Source organism: Paeniglutamicibacter sp. MACA_103, from assembly GCF_045798555.1.
Lineage (GTDB): Bacteria > Actinomycetota > Actinomycetes > Actinomycetales > Micrococcaceae > Paeniglutamicibacter.
In genome coordinates this window covers 25,362-40,914 of sequence record NZ_JBIXLN010000028.1, presented here as the reverse complement: position 1 = coordinate 40,914, position 15,553 = coordinate 25,362, and the positions used below count along the sequence as shown (strand labels likewise).

The 15,553-nt window shown below is 61.9% G+C and carries 13 protein-coding genes; 2 read left to right on the top strand and 11 right to left on the bottom strand.

From position 1 onward, the window contains the following. Positions 1 to 163: 163 nt before the first annotated feature. From ACIPVK_RS13985 to ACIPVK_RS13950, 8 genes are all read right to left on the bottom strand, one after another. Positions 164 to 1,315: an acetyl-CoA C-acyltransferase gene (locus ACIPVK_RS13985; protein WP_407612589.1), complete on the bottom strand. Its 1,152-nt coding sequence runs from the start codon at positions 1,313 to 1,315 to the stop codon at positions 164 to 166. 5 nt (positions 1,316 to 1,320) lie between these two features. Continuing rightward, complete coding sequence (locus ACIPVK_RS13980) at positions 1,321 to 1,755, bottom strand: MaoC family dehydratase (protein ID WP_407612588.1); 435 nt, start codon at positions 1,753 to 1,755, stop codon at positions 1,321 to 1,323. Continuing rightward, entirely contained in the window at positions 1,688 to 2,965 is a 1,278-nt protein-coding gene (locus ACIPVK_RS13975) for an MFS transporter (RefSeq protein WP_407612587.1), read from the bottom strand. Before ACIPVK_RS13975 ends, ACIPVK_RS13980 begins: the two co-directional genes overlap by 68 nt. 5 nt (positions 2,966 to 2,970) lie before the next feature. Next, complete coding sequence (locus tag ACIPVK_RS13970; RefSeq protein WP_407612586.1) at positions 2,971 to 4,350, bottom strand: MFS transporter; 1,380 nt, start codon at positions 4,348 to 4,350, stop codon at positions 2,971 to 2,973. A gap of 9 nt (positions 4,351 to 4,359) precedes the next feature. Beyond that, complete coding sequence (locus tag ACIPVK_RS13965) at positions 4,360 to 4,800, bottom strand: Zn-ribbon domain-containing OB-fold protein (protein WP_407612585.1); 441 nt, start codon at positions 4,798 to 4,800, stop codon at positions 4,360 to 4,362. After that, a complete protein-coding gene (locus ACIPVK_RS13960; RefSeq protein ID WP_407612584.1) occupies positions 4,797 to 5,960 on the bottom strand; it encodes a thiolase family protein in 1,164 nt (387 codons plus the stop codon). Before ACIPVK_RS13960 ends, ACIPVK_RS13965 begins: the two co-directional genes overlap by 4 nt. Further along, positions 5,957 to 7,912 (bottom strand): AMP-binding protein, encoded by a 1,956-nt coding sequence (locus ACIPVK_RS13955; protein WP_407612583.1) that lies wholly within the window; start codon positions 7,910 to 7,912, stop codon positions 5,957 to 5,959. The genes ACIPVK_RS13960 and ACIPVK_RS13955 overlap by 4 nt, the downstream gene beginning before the upstream one ends. Positions 7,913 to 8,047: 135 nt before the next feature. After that, positions 8,048 to 9,298 carry a PucR family transcriptional regulator gene (locus tag ACIPVK_RS13950; RefSeq protein ID WP_407612582.1) on the bottom strand — a complete coding sequence of 417 codons (1,251 nt, stop codon included), beginning with the start codon at positions 9,296 to 9,298 and terminating at the stop codon, positions 8,048 to 8,050. A 431-nt stretch (positions 9,299 to 9,729) separates the two neighbouring features. Here ACIPVK_RS13950 and ACIPVK_RS13945 point away from each other — a divergent pair, with 431 nt between their 5' ends. Both ACIPVK_RS13945 and ACIPVK_RS13940 read left to right on the top strand, forming a co-directional pair. After that, positions 9,730 to 11,085 (top strand): D-serine ammonia-lyase, encoded by a 1,356-nt coding sequence (locus ACIPVK_RS13945; protein WP_407612581.1) that lies wholly within the window; start codon positions 9,730 to 9,732, stop codon positions 11,083 to 11,085. A 29-nt stretch (positions 11,086 to 11,114) separates the two neighbouring features. Further along, entirely contained in the window at positions 11,115 to 11,507 is a 393-nt protein-coding gene (locus ACIPVK_RS13940) for a VOC family protein (RefSeq protein ID WP_407612580.1), read from the top strand. Between the two features lie 84 nt (positions 11,508 to 11,591). Here ACIPVK_RS13940 and ACIPVK_RS13935 read toward each other — a convergent pair whose 3' ends face one another. The 3 genes from ACIPVK_RS13935 to ACIPVK_RS13925 all read right to left on the bottom strand — a co-directional run bounded on the left by ACIPVK_RS13935 (position 11,592) and on the right by ACIPVK_RS13925 (position 15,553). After that, positions 11,592 to 12,800 carry a glycerophosphodiester phosphodiesterase family protein gene (locus ACIPVK_RS13935; RefSeq protein ID WP_407612579.1) on the bottom strand — a complete coding sequence of 403 codons (1,209 nt, stop codon included), beginning with the start codon at positions 12,798 to 12,800 and terminating at the stop codon, positions 11,592 to 11,594. A gap of 125 nt (positions 12,801 to 12,925) precedes the next feature. Further along, on the bottom strand, positions 12,926 to 13,918 hold the full coding sequence (locus ACIPVK_RS13930) for a quinone oxidoreductase family protein (RefSeq protein WP_407612578.1): 993 nt from the start codon (positions 13,916 to 13,918) through the stop codon (positions 12,926 to 12,928). 126 nt (positions 13,919 to 14,044) lie between these two features. Continuing rightward, positions 14,045 to 15,553, bottom strand: a complete 1,509-nt coding sequence (locus ACIPVK_RS13925; RefSeq protein ID WP_407612577.1) for a CoA-acylating methylmalonate-semialdehyde dehydrogenase — start codon at positions 15,551 to 15,553, stop codon at positions 14,045 to 14,047.

The window sequence follows — 15,553 nt, the reverse complement described above, 5'->3', positions numbered from 1 at the left end:
CAGTGCTTGCCAGACTTCGTCGAGAGCTGTTGGCCAGGCAAATGTGGGAGCCTTTTTGCAGCAGTGACACAAGGAGCCAATTGGGTGAGCAAACCCGATCCGATTTAGTGGGATTGGGGCTGCTCACGCAACGGTGGCGCGTAAGTGTATTCCCTTAGGTGATTTAGGGAAGTCGCAGCAGGACGGCTTGTCCCTGCCCACCCCCACCGCAGATTGCTGCTACCCCATATTCGACTTGGCGTTCCTGCATCTCGACCGCCAAGGTCTGTAAAAGCCGGAAGCCCGACGCGCCCAACGGGTGACCTAATGCGATGGCCCCGCCATTGACGTTGACATTCTCGAGGTCGATTCCCACATCACGCACGCTGGCCACCACAACGCCGGCGAATGCTTCGTTGATTTCCCAGAGCCCGATCTGGCTGGTTTCCAGACCGTTTTTTGTCAGAAGCTTTCGGATCGCATCGGCTGGCTTGAGGTGCAGCGAAGTGTCAGGACCAGCCACAACGGCGGAGTCGACGATTTCCACGATAGGGTCAAGACCCATCTGCCGGGCCTTTTCCCTCTCCATGATTACTCCTGCCGCGCCAGCATCCGACATTTGCGATGCGTTGCCTGCGGTAATGGTCCCCTCGAGGGAGAATGCCGAATTGAGCTTCCCCAGAATATCCACGGTGGTGACGGGGCGTGGTCCCTCATCGACGGTGGTCTCATCCGCCTGCACGATTTCGCGCGCAAAACGCCCCTTGTTCGTAGCGCTGGCAGCACGCCGGTGGCTCTCTGCAGCGAAGTCGTCCTGCACCGCACGTGAAATCGACAGGCGTGCGTTGGATTCATCGGAGATGGGCCCCATCCCTTGGTCAGTGATCGCGCAGCGAAGTCCATCGGACTCCAACAGATCCATGGCAGAGGTTTGTCCATACAGCGCTGATTGCCTCAATTGCAATCCGTGCAAAGCCCGGCTCATCGACTCGAAACCACCAACAAGTGCGCTGTCGAATTGGCCAGCCCGGATCAGGGTGGAGGCAAGCGTCGCTGAATAGAGACTGGCCAAGCACACATTGTTCAAGGTCATGGCAGGCACCGTAAGAGGCATTCCCGCTCGGATCGCAACCGAACGAGCTGGGTTCTGCCCGTTTCCGGCTTGCACTACGTTCCCCATGAACACGGTATCCGGGACATAGCCATTCATGTTGCGGAGTGCACCACGTGCAGCCTCGGCGCCGAGGTCAAGCCCCGAGGTGTTTCGGTGCATGCCGTTGAATTTGCCTATTGCCGTCCGGGCAGCTGAAACCAGGACCGGAGTTCGGTTAGACATTTGAATCAGCCCTTCTCCGCGTCCATGGCCATCGTGTAGCAGACCGCTGTTCCCTCGAGGACGACAATTCCGTCACCGCGCACTACTTTGGTTTTGATCTTGGTGATGGGTTTGTCCGTCCGAACTTCCGTGACTTCCACGATCCCAGTAATCACGTCACCAGGGCGGACGGGGGCTACGAAATCCCAGTTCACGTTCAAGAAGACGCTTCCTGGGCCGGGGAGCTCTTCCGCCACCACGGCATTCAATATCGCGCTTGTGACACCGCCCTGAACAACTATCTCCCCAAAGCGAGAGGCTTTGGCCGCGGCCGGATCATAGTGGATTGGATTGCGGTCGCCGCTGATGTCGGTAAAAAGCGAGATGTCATCGCTAGAAACGGTGCGAGACAACTGGGCGGTTTTGCCGACGTACAGGTGTGAGTGCGCGGTCGTGGTCATTGGAGTGCCTTTCGTTGTTTTTATTGAGTGTTGAGAGAGTGTGCATGGTCAGGACGCCGAAGACTGGTCCCGGGAGAAGTACCACGAATGCGTATTGCCAGCCGACAATTCCGGCAAACAGAGGAACAAGCTGGATCGAGCCGACCGTGATGAGGAATCCAACGGCGGTTTGGGTCGTCAGTGCCGTACCGATGAGGCGTTTGTCGACGCTTTCGCTCAACGCAGTCGAGAAGACCCCGGAATCGGCAATCACCGAAGCTCCCCAGAGCAGCAGGAAGGCAAAGAGCCATGGATCGGGTGCAGTAAACATGATCGGGGAGGCCAGGCAACAGGAGCCGCTGACGGCGAGGGCCACGGCCGCCGACTGCGGTCGACCCCATTTGTCGGCGGCCCATCCGCCGAGCATTGATCCAATCACTCCACCTATGCCCATGGTTGCGAAGACGACTATGCCCACGCCAAGCACGTCGCTTGGTTCACGCAATTGACGACTGCTTAGGATAAAGATGGGAAGCCAGGCCCACAACGCGTATAGCTCCCACATGTGCCCGAAATAGCCGACGTTGGCTAGGCGCGGCCGCTGCTGTCGAAAGAGAACAAGTACATGGCGGGGGTCCACCTTGGGCTTCTCTCGCTGGATGTATGGACCAACGCGTAGAAAGAGCGCCGAAATGATTGCGGCCAACAACGCGAAACCCGCAGCTACCCCCATGACTTGACGCCAAGGCAGTAGGCCAATCCCTCCAATCAGATGCGGGACCGTAGATCCAATTGTCAAGGCCCCGATGAGAATGCCGAAGGCCTTTCCTCGCCCGGCGGGAAGCGACCAGGACGCGATCAGCTTCATCCCGACGGGATAGATTCCCGCCAGAAATAGTCCGGTGAGAAAACGGAACAGGATTGCTGGCCCGAGGCTGTCGGCCGTGATGGCAAAAACCAATGTGCATGCGGATGCGCAGGCAGCGCTAGTTGCAAGAACGTACTGCGCTGGAAATCTGTCGGCCAAATTAAGGAACGCCGATCCGACTGCACCCACAACGAAACCCAACTGCACTGACGTGGTAATCCAGACCAGGGAGGCGTCATCGAGGGCCCACTCGCGTTGCAGGCTGGGCCCGACGGCAGTCGCCGAGAACCAGACCGCGAGTCCGAGTACCTGGACCAACGCAGTCGTTGTCCGCTGCCGGGTTGCTTGCTTGTGGGCCGACATCTTGGTTAGTTCCCTACCGGAGAATTCGCGCTGTTGTCATTCTCTTGGACGACCTCTGCATCGAATCTCGAGTGGATTCGCCCCTTTACCCGGTTGCCGCGGTGGGTTTCCTTGGCAATCCACGTGGCAATGATCGTGATCACGCTAATGCCCACCATGTACAGTGCCACCGCCCATGGTTTGTTATCCGAGATGCTCAGCAGATAGACGGCCAGGACCGGTGAGACAGAACCAGCAATCATCGACGCGATCTGGTAGCCCAGTGACGCACCGGTATAGCGGACGTTTGTGTCGAACATTTCGGCCATGAACGCGGCCTGCGGTCCGTACATCAGGTCGTGCAGGAGCAAAGCGATCACGATGGCCAGCCAAATCATCACCGAGTGTCGGGTATTCATCATCATGAAGAAGGGGAAAGCGAATAACCCGGATAGAACCGCACCAAGCAAATAGACTCGCCGCCGTCCGTACTGGTCCGAAAGCCAACCGGTAAACAACAAGTTGAATGAACTGAGGACCGAGGCGATCATGACACCAATCAAGGCAACCGAACTCGGAAGCCCAAGCGCCTTGCTGACGTAGGTGAGTGCGAAGACGGTGATGATGTAGAAGATTGCATTCTGCGAGACCTTAATACCCACAGCAATTGCAACAGCCCTCCATTGATTGCGTAGGACCTCAAGGACGGGGAACTTAGCAACCTCGCCTTGGCTCTTGGCCTTCTCGAAGGCCGGGGTCTCTTCCATCTTGAGTCGGATGAACAATCCGACGACGATAAGCAATACCGACCCCAGGAAACCAACGCGCCAGCCCCAGGCCATGAACTGTTCCGGGGTAAGCAATAACTGGCAACTCATGAAGACACCGTTTGCCAATAGCAGGCCCACCGGGACGCCTGCCTGCGGCCATGCACCGAACAATCCGCGTTTGTCCGCTGGGGCGTTTTCGACGGCAACCAGGACTGCACCGCCCCATTCTCCGCCGACACCGAAACCTTGGACGGTGCGCAGGACCAACAGAAGGATGGGCGCCCAAATGCCGATGCTGCCGTATGTAGGCAACATGCCGATCAGGGCGGTCGCCCCGCCCATCATGACTAACGAAAGGACCAACATGGCCTTTCGCCCAATTTTGTCGCCGAAGTGCCCCATGATCACGCCGCCCAGTGGACGGGCAATGAAGCCGGCCGAGAAGGTCAACAGTGCCAGAATCGTCGCTGTCAAGCCCGAGAAGTTGGGGAAGAACAGCTGCCCAAAGACCAGAGCAGCTGCGGTTCCATAGAGATAGAAGTCGTACCACTCGATGGTGGTGCCCACAAAGCTCGCAACACGTGCGCGACGGCGGGTGAGTGCCTGCTCTGGTGTCTCAATCAGATTGGATGACATGGTGGATCCTCAATTGTCTCTGGTGAATGGGGTGAATTGAAGTAGGGTTTGGTTGTCGCTTGCTCCGCGGTGCGGTCTGAGCTGCACGCGCTGTCCGCAATGCACCGATTCAGGGGCACAACCGACGATGTTGGTCATGAGCCGGGGGCCTTCGGCTAGCTCCACGAGCGCCAGGACGTATGGGGCTTCGTCACCCCAGGCCGGATGACCGGGAATGCCCACGACGGTAAAGGTCCAGATACTGGCATCACCTGCGGCTTCCTTCCAATGGAGGTCCTGAGACCAGCAGTTGGTGCAAAGGTTCCGGGGATAGTGCTGCAAATGGCCGCATTCCAGGCATTCCTGCAGCAACAGCTTTCCGGTTTCGGCCGCCCTCCAATACGGTGTTGTCAACCGCGTGGAGACAAAACCCGGCTTGGCGATTGAGGGGGTGGTTGCGGGGGTGCTCATTGGTCCGCTCCAATCAAAACGAGTGCAACTTCTTCGCTCATAGTTGCCCCGTTACCGGTCACCAAGGCCCTTTGGGGGGAGCGAATCTGGCGATCCCCGGCGGTCCCCCGAAGCTGATGGACGGCTTCGACGATGTGTCCCATTCCGCCGGCCAAGTCGGCCTGTCCGGTGGCCAGCTGGCCGCCGTGGGGGTTGATTGGCAGTCGGCTCGCAATGGAAAAATCGTGTTCCTCCAACCAAGCTCCGCCCTCTCCCTTGGCACAGAACCCCGCGTCCTCCACGGTCATCGCCACAACAATCGAGTAGCAATCGTAGATGGAAAGGAAATCTATGTCCGCGGCGCCGACGCCCGCCATTGCGTAGGCGTCGGCGACGGCTGAGGCAATTGGCGAAGTAGTTAATTCCGGTGCCTGGCTAAGCGCCCGGTGTGTGATCCGTTCACCGGCTCCCATCAGCCCGACCGATGGGTGCGGGGCATCGTTGGCCCGCCGTCCCGAGGTGAGAATCACGGCTGCTCCACCACCGCAGGGCATGACGACCTCCAAAAGACGCAGGGGTGACATCACCATCGGCGAGGTCAGGACATCTTTGATGGTGATCGGCTTTCCATGGAAAACCGCTGCCTTGTTCAGCATGGCGTTAGCACGTTGCTTCACCGGGACGCAGGCCAGTTGTTCCGGAGTGGTTCCGAAACGCGCCATGTGCTGCTGCGCAATCATGGCGTATGCCTGATTGGCACCGCTGCCTCCATAAGGAACATCGAACTCGCGGATGGGATTGCGGTTCGGTGAACGCGGCGTGACTTCCGGATCACGGGTGTTGGCCAGAACGCACAACACTGTGTCACACATCCCCGCTTGGATGGCAGATGCCGCACGCCACACCATGCCGGCCCCGGTGGCTCCACCCAGATCCACTATGTCTGCGTATCGGGGCTGCAAGCCGAGATATTCAGCCACCGTGGCAGGAACGTGCTGGGGGGTCTCGCCGACTTGGGGTCCAACGACCAGCCCATCGATGTCCTGTGGCTTCAGGCCAGCGTCTTTCATGGCTAGGCGTGCAACGTTGGCGATCATACCCAGGGTCGTTTCCCCAGATGTTGTTCGCCGTGGCGGTAGCTCTGCCACACCGATGATTTCGGCGTCGAAGTGGCTCTTCATCGAGCTTCTCCGATCGCGGTAAGGGCGGAGGGATCTTCCATGGAAGAAACGTCGCCGGGGGAATCTCCGAGGTATACGGACCTGATGACCCTGCGCAGGATCTTGCCGCTTCGCGTTCGAGGTAGCGCTTCAACAACATGGACGTGTTTTGGCTTGAGAGGTTTCCCCAAGGCCCGGGTAACTGCCGTTTCGATGGCTGCAGCCAGGCTTTCGGCATCACCCATGACGGCCGGTGCCACGCGGGCGAATATGACCAGCGCCTCGCCCTTCACAGCGTCGGGGATGCTGATGGCCGCTGATTCGAGTACGAATTCGAAGCCGTTGACCACCGATTCCACTTCCGCGGGTCCCAGCCGCTTGCCCGCAATCTTAAGGGTGTCGTCGCTGCGGCCCCGGATGTACCAGACATTGTCGTTACCGACCTCGACCCAGTCGCCGTGGTACCAAATGCCCGGCCAGCGGTTCCAGTACGTGTTGAAGTATCGTTCGGGCGCACCCCAGAATGTCACGGGCATGCCTGGTGAGGGCAAGCGCAAGGCAAGTTCCCCAAAACCGGCTTCTATGCTGGCGCCATCGGTGTCTATGACTGCTGCCCCCATTCCCGGCAAGGGGCCCGCAAATCCGCAGGGATGGATAGGCAATGCGCTTAGGTTGGAGAGGATGGCCCCGGAAACCTCGGTTCCGCCGCTGTAATTGATGATGGGAAGGGAACGGTTAGTGACCCTTCCGAAAATCCATTCATAAGCGTCGGGAGTCCATGCCTCGCCGCTGGACGCGATGACACGCAATTCCCCGTATTCAATAACGGATCCGTCATCCTGACTCATGAGCGTCCGAACCAGCGTCGGGGAGATCCCGAGCATCGTAACCCCGTGCCGCCGTACGACTTCCCAAAGCCGTGTGTGTTCCGGGTAATCAGGCGAGCCGCTGAAGAGCGCAACGCTACTTCCGGCAATGAGCCCACCCAGAACGGTGATAGGACTCATGATCCACCCCGGATCAGTGATCCACATAGCGGTATCGCCCTGTCCGATGTCAAAACTGAACGCCGCATCGCTGGCGGCTTTGATGGCGAAGCCCGAATGGCTTAGTACAACACCTTTGGGAGCACCAGTGGTTCCCGAAGTGAATGCAATGAGCAATGGATGGTCGGCCGGGCAGTGGGCCGCCCTAACCGGGAGCCCCTCACTGCCGGCTCCCAAGTCGTCCCAAGATACCTCGCCGTCCAATGCTGGCTTCTCACATCCCGGGACTACCTGAAGGACGATCGTGTGCTTGACAGTACCGGCGAGGCTGAGCGCCTTTGCGGTTTCAGCACGTGTTTCCACGATCTTTCCACGGCGCTCGAAGCCGTTGGAAACGATGTGCACCACAGCACCGGAGATACCTAGTCGATCGGCTACCGCAGTCGAGCCATATCCAGAAAATACGGGGACCGCAATAGCACCGATCTTGGCGCATGCCAGTTGGGCAACGGCTGCTTCGCGGACCATGGGGAGCTGGATCCCCACAGTGTCGCCGAACTCTATGCCCAAATCCAGCAGTCCATGCGAGACGCGGTTAATTTCACGGTCCAGTTCATTGAAGCTCCAGGCACCAGCAGAACCGTTTTCCGATTCCCAAGTCAACGCAATTTCTTCGCCTCGACCCTCACGAATCCAGCGGTTCACGGCGTTCTCTGTCAAGTTGAGATGACCGCCAGGAAACCAGCGTGTGAGGTGCGGTTCAGTCAACTGGTCGGCTACGGAATCGGGTTCCGACTGCCACTTCAGACCCAGCCAGTCAGAAACTCGGCCCCAGTACCATTCCGGATCTGCGTCGGCCTTCGCGTGAAGTTCCGATAGCGTTGAACACCCGACCCAAGATGCGAACTTGAGAATACGACTGCGCTCGAGTTCAGCTGGCCCGGGATTCCATATGGTTTCTGTGGCCGGTAGAGAGATAATCGTCAAGGCGTCTCCTATGAGAATCGGTGATGCAAATCACGTTGATAGCATCAGCGTAGGAGCGTTGCGCAGGGGTGGTCTCTAGACCTAAGTGCGAAGTATTAGCGAAAGATTTGCGTATTTTGCAAAGACGCGCGAAACTCAGGCTGAGTCGGGGCCCGGCGGGATCCGCAGAGCGAGAGTAAACAACGTCATGCCTTGGACTTGGAGCGGATCGTGACCCGTGACTTGTGCGATGCGATTAAGCCGATATTTGACGGTGTTGGGCTGGACTCTCAGGATCTCTGCCGTCTGGACGAGCTTGAAACCACAGTCAACGTAGGCACGGATGGTTTCCAACAAACCAGATCCACGTTTCGCATCGCATGCGGCAATTAGGTCAGTAGTGTCCCCAGCAAGGTCATGACGGAATGGGCTGGAGCGTGCGATCTGGTCCAAAAGGGTGTCAGAAAAAAGATATGCGCGGGGAGTCTTGTTCAGCACCGCGAACGACGTCGCGTTTTGTGCGTCAACGTACCCCTGAGCCACACTCGGAAGCCCCTCACGTAGTCTGCCCACCGTTACTGAAAACTCAGGCAGAGAGCTGGCTAGACGGTCCAATTGGTCGCGGGAATCCAATGGGGTTCCTCTGATCGCCTCGACGATTGCAACTACTTCTTCGTCGCGTGCGCCGGCCAAGCCTACCTTGGCCTGTGTTCCGGAGATAGACTTCTGCACAGTCTCGAGGCAGACCCGCATTGAGATTGATGTGTTCTGTCTACCGGGGCGGCGTCGAACCAAGACAACGAAGTAGGAGCCGTCCACTTTCAGGTTGAAGTGTTTCGCATGAGTTGCGATGCGACCTGGTTGGTTGCCGGCGATGAGTGCTTCAAGAAAGTCGCGCCTCCCCTTTTCGCGGTCATGAATCATGCCTGAGGCCTCATCCAGGTAGGCTTCCGTAACTGCGGCAGAGACGTAGTCGACGTGCTGCATGATTTTGCCGGCAATACGAAGGGCTCCCTCTGGATAATCCGCCACCTGCGGAGCCATCTGCACTTGGTCCCACACCGTATGTCCCCAAAGCCGGTATGCATGCAGGAGGGCCTGTATTGGAACGCCTTGGCGAAAACGCCGGACAGCACTTTCGCGGAACCTATCCAGATGCTCGTTGGTAATAGTGGCATCATGACTGAGCCCAAGAAGCATGGTTTCTAGGTTGTGGCGGGCCGTCGGGGCCACATCCTGCTCGATAAAGCCCTCGGGAAGGGAACGGTATTCGACGATTTCTTCACGGTAACGCTTTGCCAGCAGGACGCCGATTGAATCGGCCTTGGCCATGAGAAAATCCACCATCTCCGAGATCTGCGAATCTTCAACTGGGCTTGCTCCAGTAGGCTCCACCGTCACCTCCATTTATTCTCAGCATGGGCGTCTCTAACCGACGCTTGTCCACGATTCTGCCATGGTGCAAGAACGGTGGTACTGACACGCCAGATTGAGTGTCGAATCTTGACTTTGGGGACTAAAGCCACGTCATAAAGCCCCCATAGGACTGGTCTTGGAGGGCGTTGCTGGTTCAGTCGCCGCGTGTTGCATCGCCGGACCACGGACTTTCGTCGGGAGGAGCCGAAGATGGGTTTTATCAAGAGCAATAGTTACCTTGGGTTGGACAGACCATGTGCCCTGTCCGGAGCTCACGAGGTTAGAACGAGCCGTCATGGTCATGCATCCACAATGGATCTCCGACCGCAAACAACATCCACCGCCACCGACTCGCCGGTAGCGCGCCGGTGCCCTACATTTGGAAGCTGAACACACTCCCGACCTTGAGAAGAGCCGCCGCGATGACCCAGATTCCCGACCTCGAGCAGTTGCTCTCCGATCCATTGGTTGCAGCACTCGCCCGGGCCGAGGAAACCGCCTGGTTCAGCGAACGGCCCACGCCAAGCGCCGCGGGGATCGAGGCGTCCGGCATCGACCCCGCCATCACCGATGACGCCCGGGCGCGCTTCCGCCGCTTCGCTCCGTGGTTCGCCGAATGCTTCCCCGACACCCGTGCCACGCACGGCATCCTGGAATCCCCGCTAACCGGCATCCCGGACATGCAGGCCGAACTCGGCGCCCGCTTTGGCACGGACCTTCCCGGCAAGCTTTGGCTCAAGCGCGACGATGCGCTGCCGGTCAGCGGCTCGATCAAGGCACGCGGCGGGATCCATGAGGTTCTGCAAGTGGCTGAGCGGATCGCCATCGAAGCAGGGCTCATGGCCGAGACCGATGACGCCCGGGTGCTGATGACACCCAAGGTGCAGGCAGTGCTCTCGGAGCACGGCATCGCCGTGGGCTCCACCGGCAACCTCGGCTTGTCCATCGGCATCGTCGCCTCCGAACTCGGCTTCAAGACCACCGTGCACATGTCCATGGACGCCCGGGCCTGGAAGAAGGACCTGCTGCGCTCGCGCGGGGTCACCGTCGTGGAGCACGAGGGCAACTTCTCCGACGCCGTTGCCGCGGGGCGCCGCACCGCACAAGAGGATCCGAGCGTCTGGTTCGTCGACGACGAGGCCTCGCTGAGCCTGTTCGCCGGCTACTCCGCCGCCGGGTCGCGGCTTGCCGGCCAGCTGGCGTCCTTGGAGGTCACCATCGATGAGCGCCACCCGCTCTTCGTCTACCTGCCGTGCGGCGTGGGCGGCGGCCCGGGCGGGGTGACCTTCGGGCTGAAACAGGTCTTCGGGGACGCGGTGCACTGCATCTTCGTCGAACCGACCCATGCCCCGTGCATGTCCCTGGGCGTGCGCACCGGGTTGCATGATGCCATTTCCGTGGCCGACATCGGGCTGGACGGACTCACCGCCGCGGACGGCCTGGCCGTGGGCCGCCCGTCCCGACTGGTGGGCGAGCACCTGCAGCAAATGATCGACGGATATGTGACCGCCACCGACGAACGCATGAAGGCCTTCGTCGGATTGCTCCACGATTCCGAGGGCATCGACGTGGAGCCCTCCGCCGCGGCCGGGTTCGCCGGCCCCTGGCGGATCCTCGAAGACGAAATATACCGCACCGCGTTCGGGCTCGACGACACGGCCCTGGCCAACGCCACGCACATCGTCTGGTCAACCGGCGGCTCCATGGTTCCGGCCGCCGAGATGGCCGGCTACGTGGCCGAGGGCCAGGCACTTATCGGCGAGGTTCCCTGGCGCTAGGCGCCGCACCCACCGGTAGATTGGGTTCCATGGAGATCCTCTCAAGCCGGGTGCTCTTGCGGCCCGTGGACCTGCCCGCGACCCAGGGCTTCTACCGCGACGTGCTGGGATTGGCCGTCGCCCGCGAATTCGGCACCGCCGAGCACCTTGGGCAGGTGTTCTTCCTGGGCAACGGGCTGCTGGAGGTCTCCGGCAACCGCGGGGCCGGCGAACCGTCCTCGCTGGTGCTGTGGCTGCAGGTCCGCGACGTGCATGTCGAGCTGGAACGACTGGCGGGACTCGGCGTCCCCGTCGTTCGGGAGGCGCGGACCGAGCCGTGGGGACTGATCGAGGTATGGATCGAAGACCCCGACGGCACCCGGATCGTGCTGGTGCAGGTCCCCGAGGACCATCCGATCCGGCGCGATGTGCGCAAATTGTAAGTGGACGCAAGAAAGCCGTGCCCACCCCTAGAGCGATTAGGGCGGGCACGGCCGTCTGTTGGGCGGCAGGTGTTGCTGCCGGAATTAGTTGGCGAAGGTGTCCAGCAGCCGGCCCTTGGCGTTCCAGAGGCCGAGCGAGTCGCCGCCGTTGTTCAGGACCGCGACGTCGCCGCCGAGGTAGAACGCCTCGGCGCTGTTGGTGCCCGGTCCCGAGAACACGCGCAGTTCGGCACCCGGCACCAGCTTGAATCCCTCGCCGACGCGCAGGATGTTGTTCGCCGCGTCGCGCAGCACGTAGCCGCTGACGTCGATGGTGCGGTTGCCCTTGTTGGCGAGGATGACATGCTCGCCGGTCTCTGGGTGCAGGTCGTTGCCCGGCACGTCGTTGACCGAACCGGAAATGACGACCCCGTTGTTCGACGGGAACACCTTCTGGCCCTCCAGGTGGCGCTCGATCTGCTGCGGGAAGTCGCCGGTGATGCGCTCGACGCCCAGTTCCATGGCGGCATCCGCGGCCTGGGTGGAGTTCACGGTGTAGACGCCGAGGCCAAGCCCGGCCTCCTTGACCCGCTCGGCGCCGTCGGCACCGAGGGTCCGGTAGCTGGTGCCGAAGGAATCGGCGTAGGTGGCGTAGTCGGCCAGGACCTCTGCGCTGGGGACGGTGCCGGTCAGCTGCTGCAGCGGGACCTCGGGGGCCAGCTGCGCGAACAGCTTGTTGGACATGGCGTCGAAGCCCAGGACCTCGATCTTGCCGGTCTGCTCCAGCTCGCTCCATTCCGGGTCGTTGGCCAGGGCCTCGGCGACAACCTGCTCGACGCCCGGGGACTTCGCCGGGGACTTGATCTCAATGAAGACTCCCGCTTCCCCGGCGAGGACGTCGGCCACCGCGTCGAAGTGCGGGATCTTCTCGCCGGCGAAGTCGGCCGAGAAGTAGGATCCGGCGTCGAGCCGCTGCAGTTCGTTCCAGGTGAAGGACGTGATCGGGTCGTTGACGCGGTCCGGGAACAGGTCGGCGACGTTGGTCGTGCGTGCGGCCGTGTCGTCGTGGAAGATGAACGGGACGCCGTCGCTGGAGAGCTGGACGTCGATCTCGACGAAGTCGGCACCCGACTGGCTGCCGGCCTTGACGCCGGCCAGGGTGTTTTCCGGTGCGACGCCGGCGGCGCCGCGGTGGCCGATCAGGATCGGGGGCACGCTGTCCTGGGGGACATCCGGTGCGGCAACGGCCGGGCCGGCCAGCCCGGCGAGCATGCAGGCAGCCAGCGTGCCAAGCGTGAGGGTGCGAAACTTCATGGTGGGGATCCTTCGGTGTCGGGGATGGACACCCACCACGCTGCCCTTCCCGGACAACGCTGCGGCCACGATGAGGTGAACCGCGCGTTAAGATCCCACGTACTCGGAAGAGGGCGCCGTCCCGTTTACCTGCCGACCATCGGATGCTTCAGGACCACCTTGCCGGTGGTGCCGCGGGATTCCAGCGCCCTGAATGCCTCCGCGACATCCGCGATGCCGTACCGGGTCACGTGTGGGACCTTGATCGCGCCGGAAGCGATCCAGCCGAAGATTTCTGACGCCCGCCCGGATATTTCCTCCGCCGTGCGCACGTGGTGGAGAACGGTCGGACGCGTCACGACGAGGGACCCGAGCCCGGCCAGCGCGTTCACGTCCAAGGGCGGAATTGGCCCGCTGGCGTTGCCGATCGCGACCAGCGTGCCGCGTATCCGCAGCGCCCGCAGGCTTTCGGCGAAGGTCGTCTTTCCGACCCCGTCGTAGATGACCGACGCGCCTTCCCCTCCGGTGAGCTCGCGGACCTGATCGGCAAAACCTTCGTATCCGATGACCTCGTCGGCCCCGTTGGCCAATGCCACCTCCGTCTTGGCTTGGGTGGATACCGTCCCGATGACCCGGGCGCCCTTCAGCTTGGCCATTTGCGTCAGCCACTGGCCCACTCCCCCGGCGGCCGCATGGATGAGCACGGTGTCGCCCGGGCCGACGGCGTAGGTGTCGTGGGCCAGGTAGTGTGCCGTGAATCCCTGCATCAGGGCGGCCACGCCGGTGGAGTCGTCGATCCCGTCGGGGATCGCGACCAGCTTCGCGGCGTCGACCACCGCGAACTCAGAGAAACTCCCCTGTCCCCCGGCAAGCCACCCGACGCGCTGTCCGGTTTCGAGGCCGGATACGTTCGGTCCCAACGCCTCGATGACGCCGACGCCCTCGACCCCGGCACGGAACGGGGCCCGCAACGGTGTTGCCCCGTTGCGCTGGGCGACGTCGAGGTAGTTCACCCCCGCGACGCTCAACCTCACCAGGACCTGGCCCGCCGTTGGCGCCGGCCGCTCGACCTGCTGAAACTCATAGCTTTCCGGGCCCCCGTGTTCGGAAACCACCACGGCGTTCATCGTCTCTGGCATCCCGCGTCATCCTCTCTTGGCGTTCGAAGTCCGGTGCCGGTTCACGGGTTCCGGCCCATGGCGCCAGAACCGAAGATGTCGGCAACCCAGGCGGGGCTGCCGACATCTCCTGCACTCGGTCCCCGGTCAGTGCGTGGGGAATCCCAGTTCGATCTGGGACTCGCTCGGATCGGGCCACCGGCTGGTGACGACCTTGCGCCGGGTGTAGAAGTTGAACGACTCCGGGCCGTACATGTGGGTGTCGCCGAAGAGCGAGTCCTTCCAGCCGCCGAAGCTGAACGCCCCGATGGGCACCGGGATCGGCACGTTGATGCCCACCATCCCGACCTCGATGTCGAACTCGTATTCGCGCGCGGTCTTGCCGTCGCGGGTGAAGACCGCGGTGCCGTTGGCAAACCGGTTGGAGTTGATCAGTTCCACGGCCTGCGCGTAGTCCTCCACGCGCACCACCGCCAGCACCGGGCCGAAGATCTCCTCGTCGTAGACCCTCATGCCGGGCTTGACGTGGTCAACAAGCGAGACCCCGATGAAGAAGCCGTTGGAATCGAAGCGCTGGTTGCGGCCGTCGACCAGCACCGCGGCGCCTTCTTCCTGGGCCGAGGCGATGAATCCGGCCACCCTCTCGCGTGCTGCGGCGGTGATCAGCGGCCCCATCTCCGAGTCCGGATCGGTCCCGTCGCCGACAGTGAGGCCGGGGATGCGCTCGGAGATCTTGGCGACCAGCTCATCGGCGATGGAGCCGACGGCCACGACGACCGAGACGGCCATACAGCGTTCGCCGGCCGAACCGTAGGCACCGGAGATCGCGGCATCCGCGGCGGCGTCCAGGTCCGCGTCGGGCATGACGACCATGTGGTTTTTGGCGCCTCCCAGTGCCTGGACCCGCTTGCCGTTGGCAGCCGCGGTGGAATACACGTACTTGGCGATCGGCGTGGACCCGACGAAGGAGACGCCGGTGATGCCGGGGTTTTCCAGGATCTCGTCGACGGCTTCCTTGTCCCCGTGCACGACGTTCAGGATCCCGGCCGGCAGGCCGGCGTCCTCGAAGACACCGGCGATCCAGTTCGCGGCCGAGGGATTGCGCTCGCTGGGCTTGAGGATCACCGCGTTGCCGGCGGCGATGGCCGTGGTGATCATCCACAGCGGCACCATGGCCGGGAAGTTGAACGGGGTGATGCAGGCGACCACGCCGAGGGGCTGCCGCGTCTGGTGCACGTCCACGCCGGTGGCGACCTGTTCGGCGTACTCGCCCTTGAGGTGGTGCATCAGTCCGGTGCAGAAGTCCACGTTTTCCAGGCCGCGGACGATCTCGCCGTCGGCGTCGGAGAGCACCTTGCCGTGCTCCGCGGTGATGATGGCGGCCAATTCCGCGCGGCGCTCGTCGATGAGCTGGCGGACCTTGAAGAGGATCTGGCTGCGCTTGGCCAGGCCCAGGCGGCGCCACGAGCGTTGGGCCTCGGCCGCGGTCGTGACCGCTTCGCGCACCCTCTGTGCGCTGGCCAGGGCGACCTGGCCGGTCTGTTCGCCGGTGGCAGGGTTGTAGACCGGGCCGAAGCGCTCGGATTCGGTGATGGATTTGCCGCCGATGCGGTGGCCGATCGTGGTTGTTGCCAGGTGCTCAAGGGTCTGGGACAT

Coding starts and splice junctions, on each gene's coding strand:
- ACIPVK_RS13985 (WP_407612589.1), bottom strand. CDS start 1,315: ATGTCTAACCGAACTCCGGTCCTGGTTTCAGCTGCCCGGACGGCAATA.
- ACIPVK_RS13965 (WP_407612585.1), bottom strand. CDS start 4,800: ATGAGCACCCCCGCAACCACCCCCTCAATCGCCAAGCCGGGTTTTGTC.
- ACIPVK_RS13975 (WP_407612587.1), bottom strand. CDS start 2,965: ATGTCGGCCCACAAGCAAGCAACCCGGCAGCGGACAACGACTGCGTTG.
- ACIPVK_RS13945 (WP_407612581.1), top strand. CDS start 9,730: ATGACCCAGATTCCCGACCTCGAGCAGTTGCTCTCCGATCCATTGGTT.
- ACIPVK_RS13925 (WP_407612577.1), bottom strand. CDS start 15,553: ATGTCCCAGACCCTTGAGCACCTGGCAACAACCACGATCGGCCACCGC.
- ACIPVK_RS13935 (WP_407612579.1), bottom strand. CDS start 12,800: ATGAAGTTTCGCACCCTCACGCTTGGCACGCTGGCTGCCTGCATGCTC.
- ACIPVK_RS13980 (WP_407612588.1), bottom strand. CDS start 1,755: ATGACCACGACCGCGCACTCACACCTGTACGTCGGCAAAACCGCCCAG.
- ACIPVK_RS13960 (WP_407612584.1), bottom strand. CDS start 5,960: ATGAAGAGCCACTTCGACGCCGAAATCATCGGTGTGGCAGAGCTACCG.
- ACIPVK_RS13930 (WP_407612578.1), bottom strand. CDS start 13,918: ATGCCAGAGACGATGAACGCCGTGGTGGTTTCCGAACACGGGGGCCCG.
- ACIPVK_RS13970 (WP_407612586.1), bottom strand. CDS start 4,350: ATGTCATCCAATCTGATTGAGACACCAGAGCAGGCACTCACCCGCCGT.
- ACIPVK_RS13940 (WP_407612580.1), top strand. CDS start 11,115: ATGGAGATCCTCTCAAGCCGGGTGCTCTTGCGGCCCGTGGACCTGCCC.
- ACIPVK_RS13950 (WP_407612582.1), bottom strand. CDS start 9,298: ATGGAGGTGACGGTGGAGCCTACTGGAGCAAGCCCAGTTGAAGATTCG.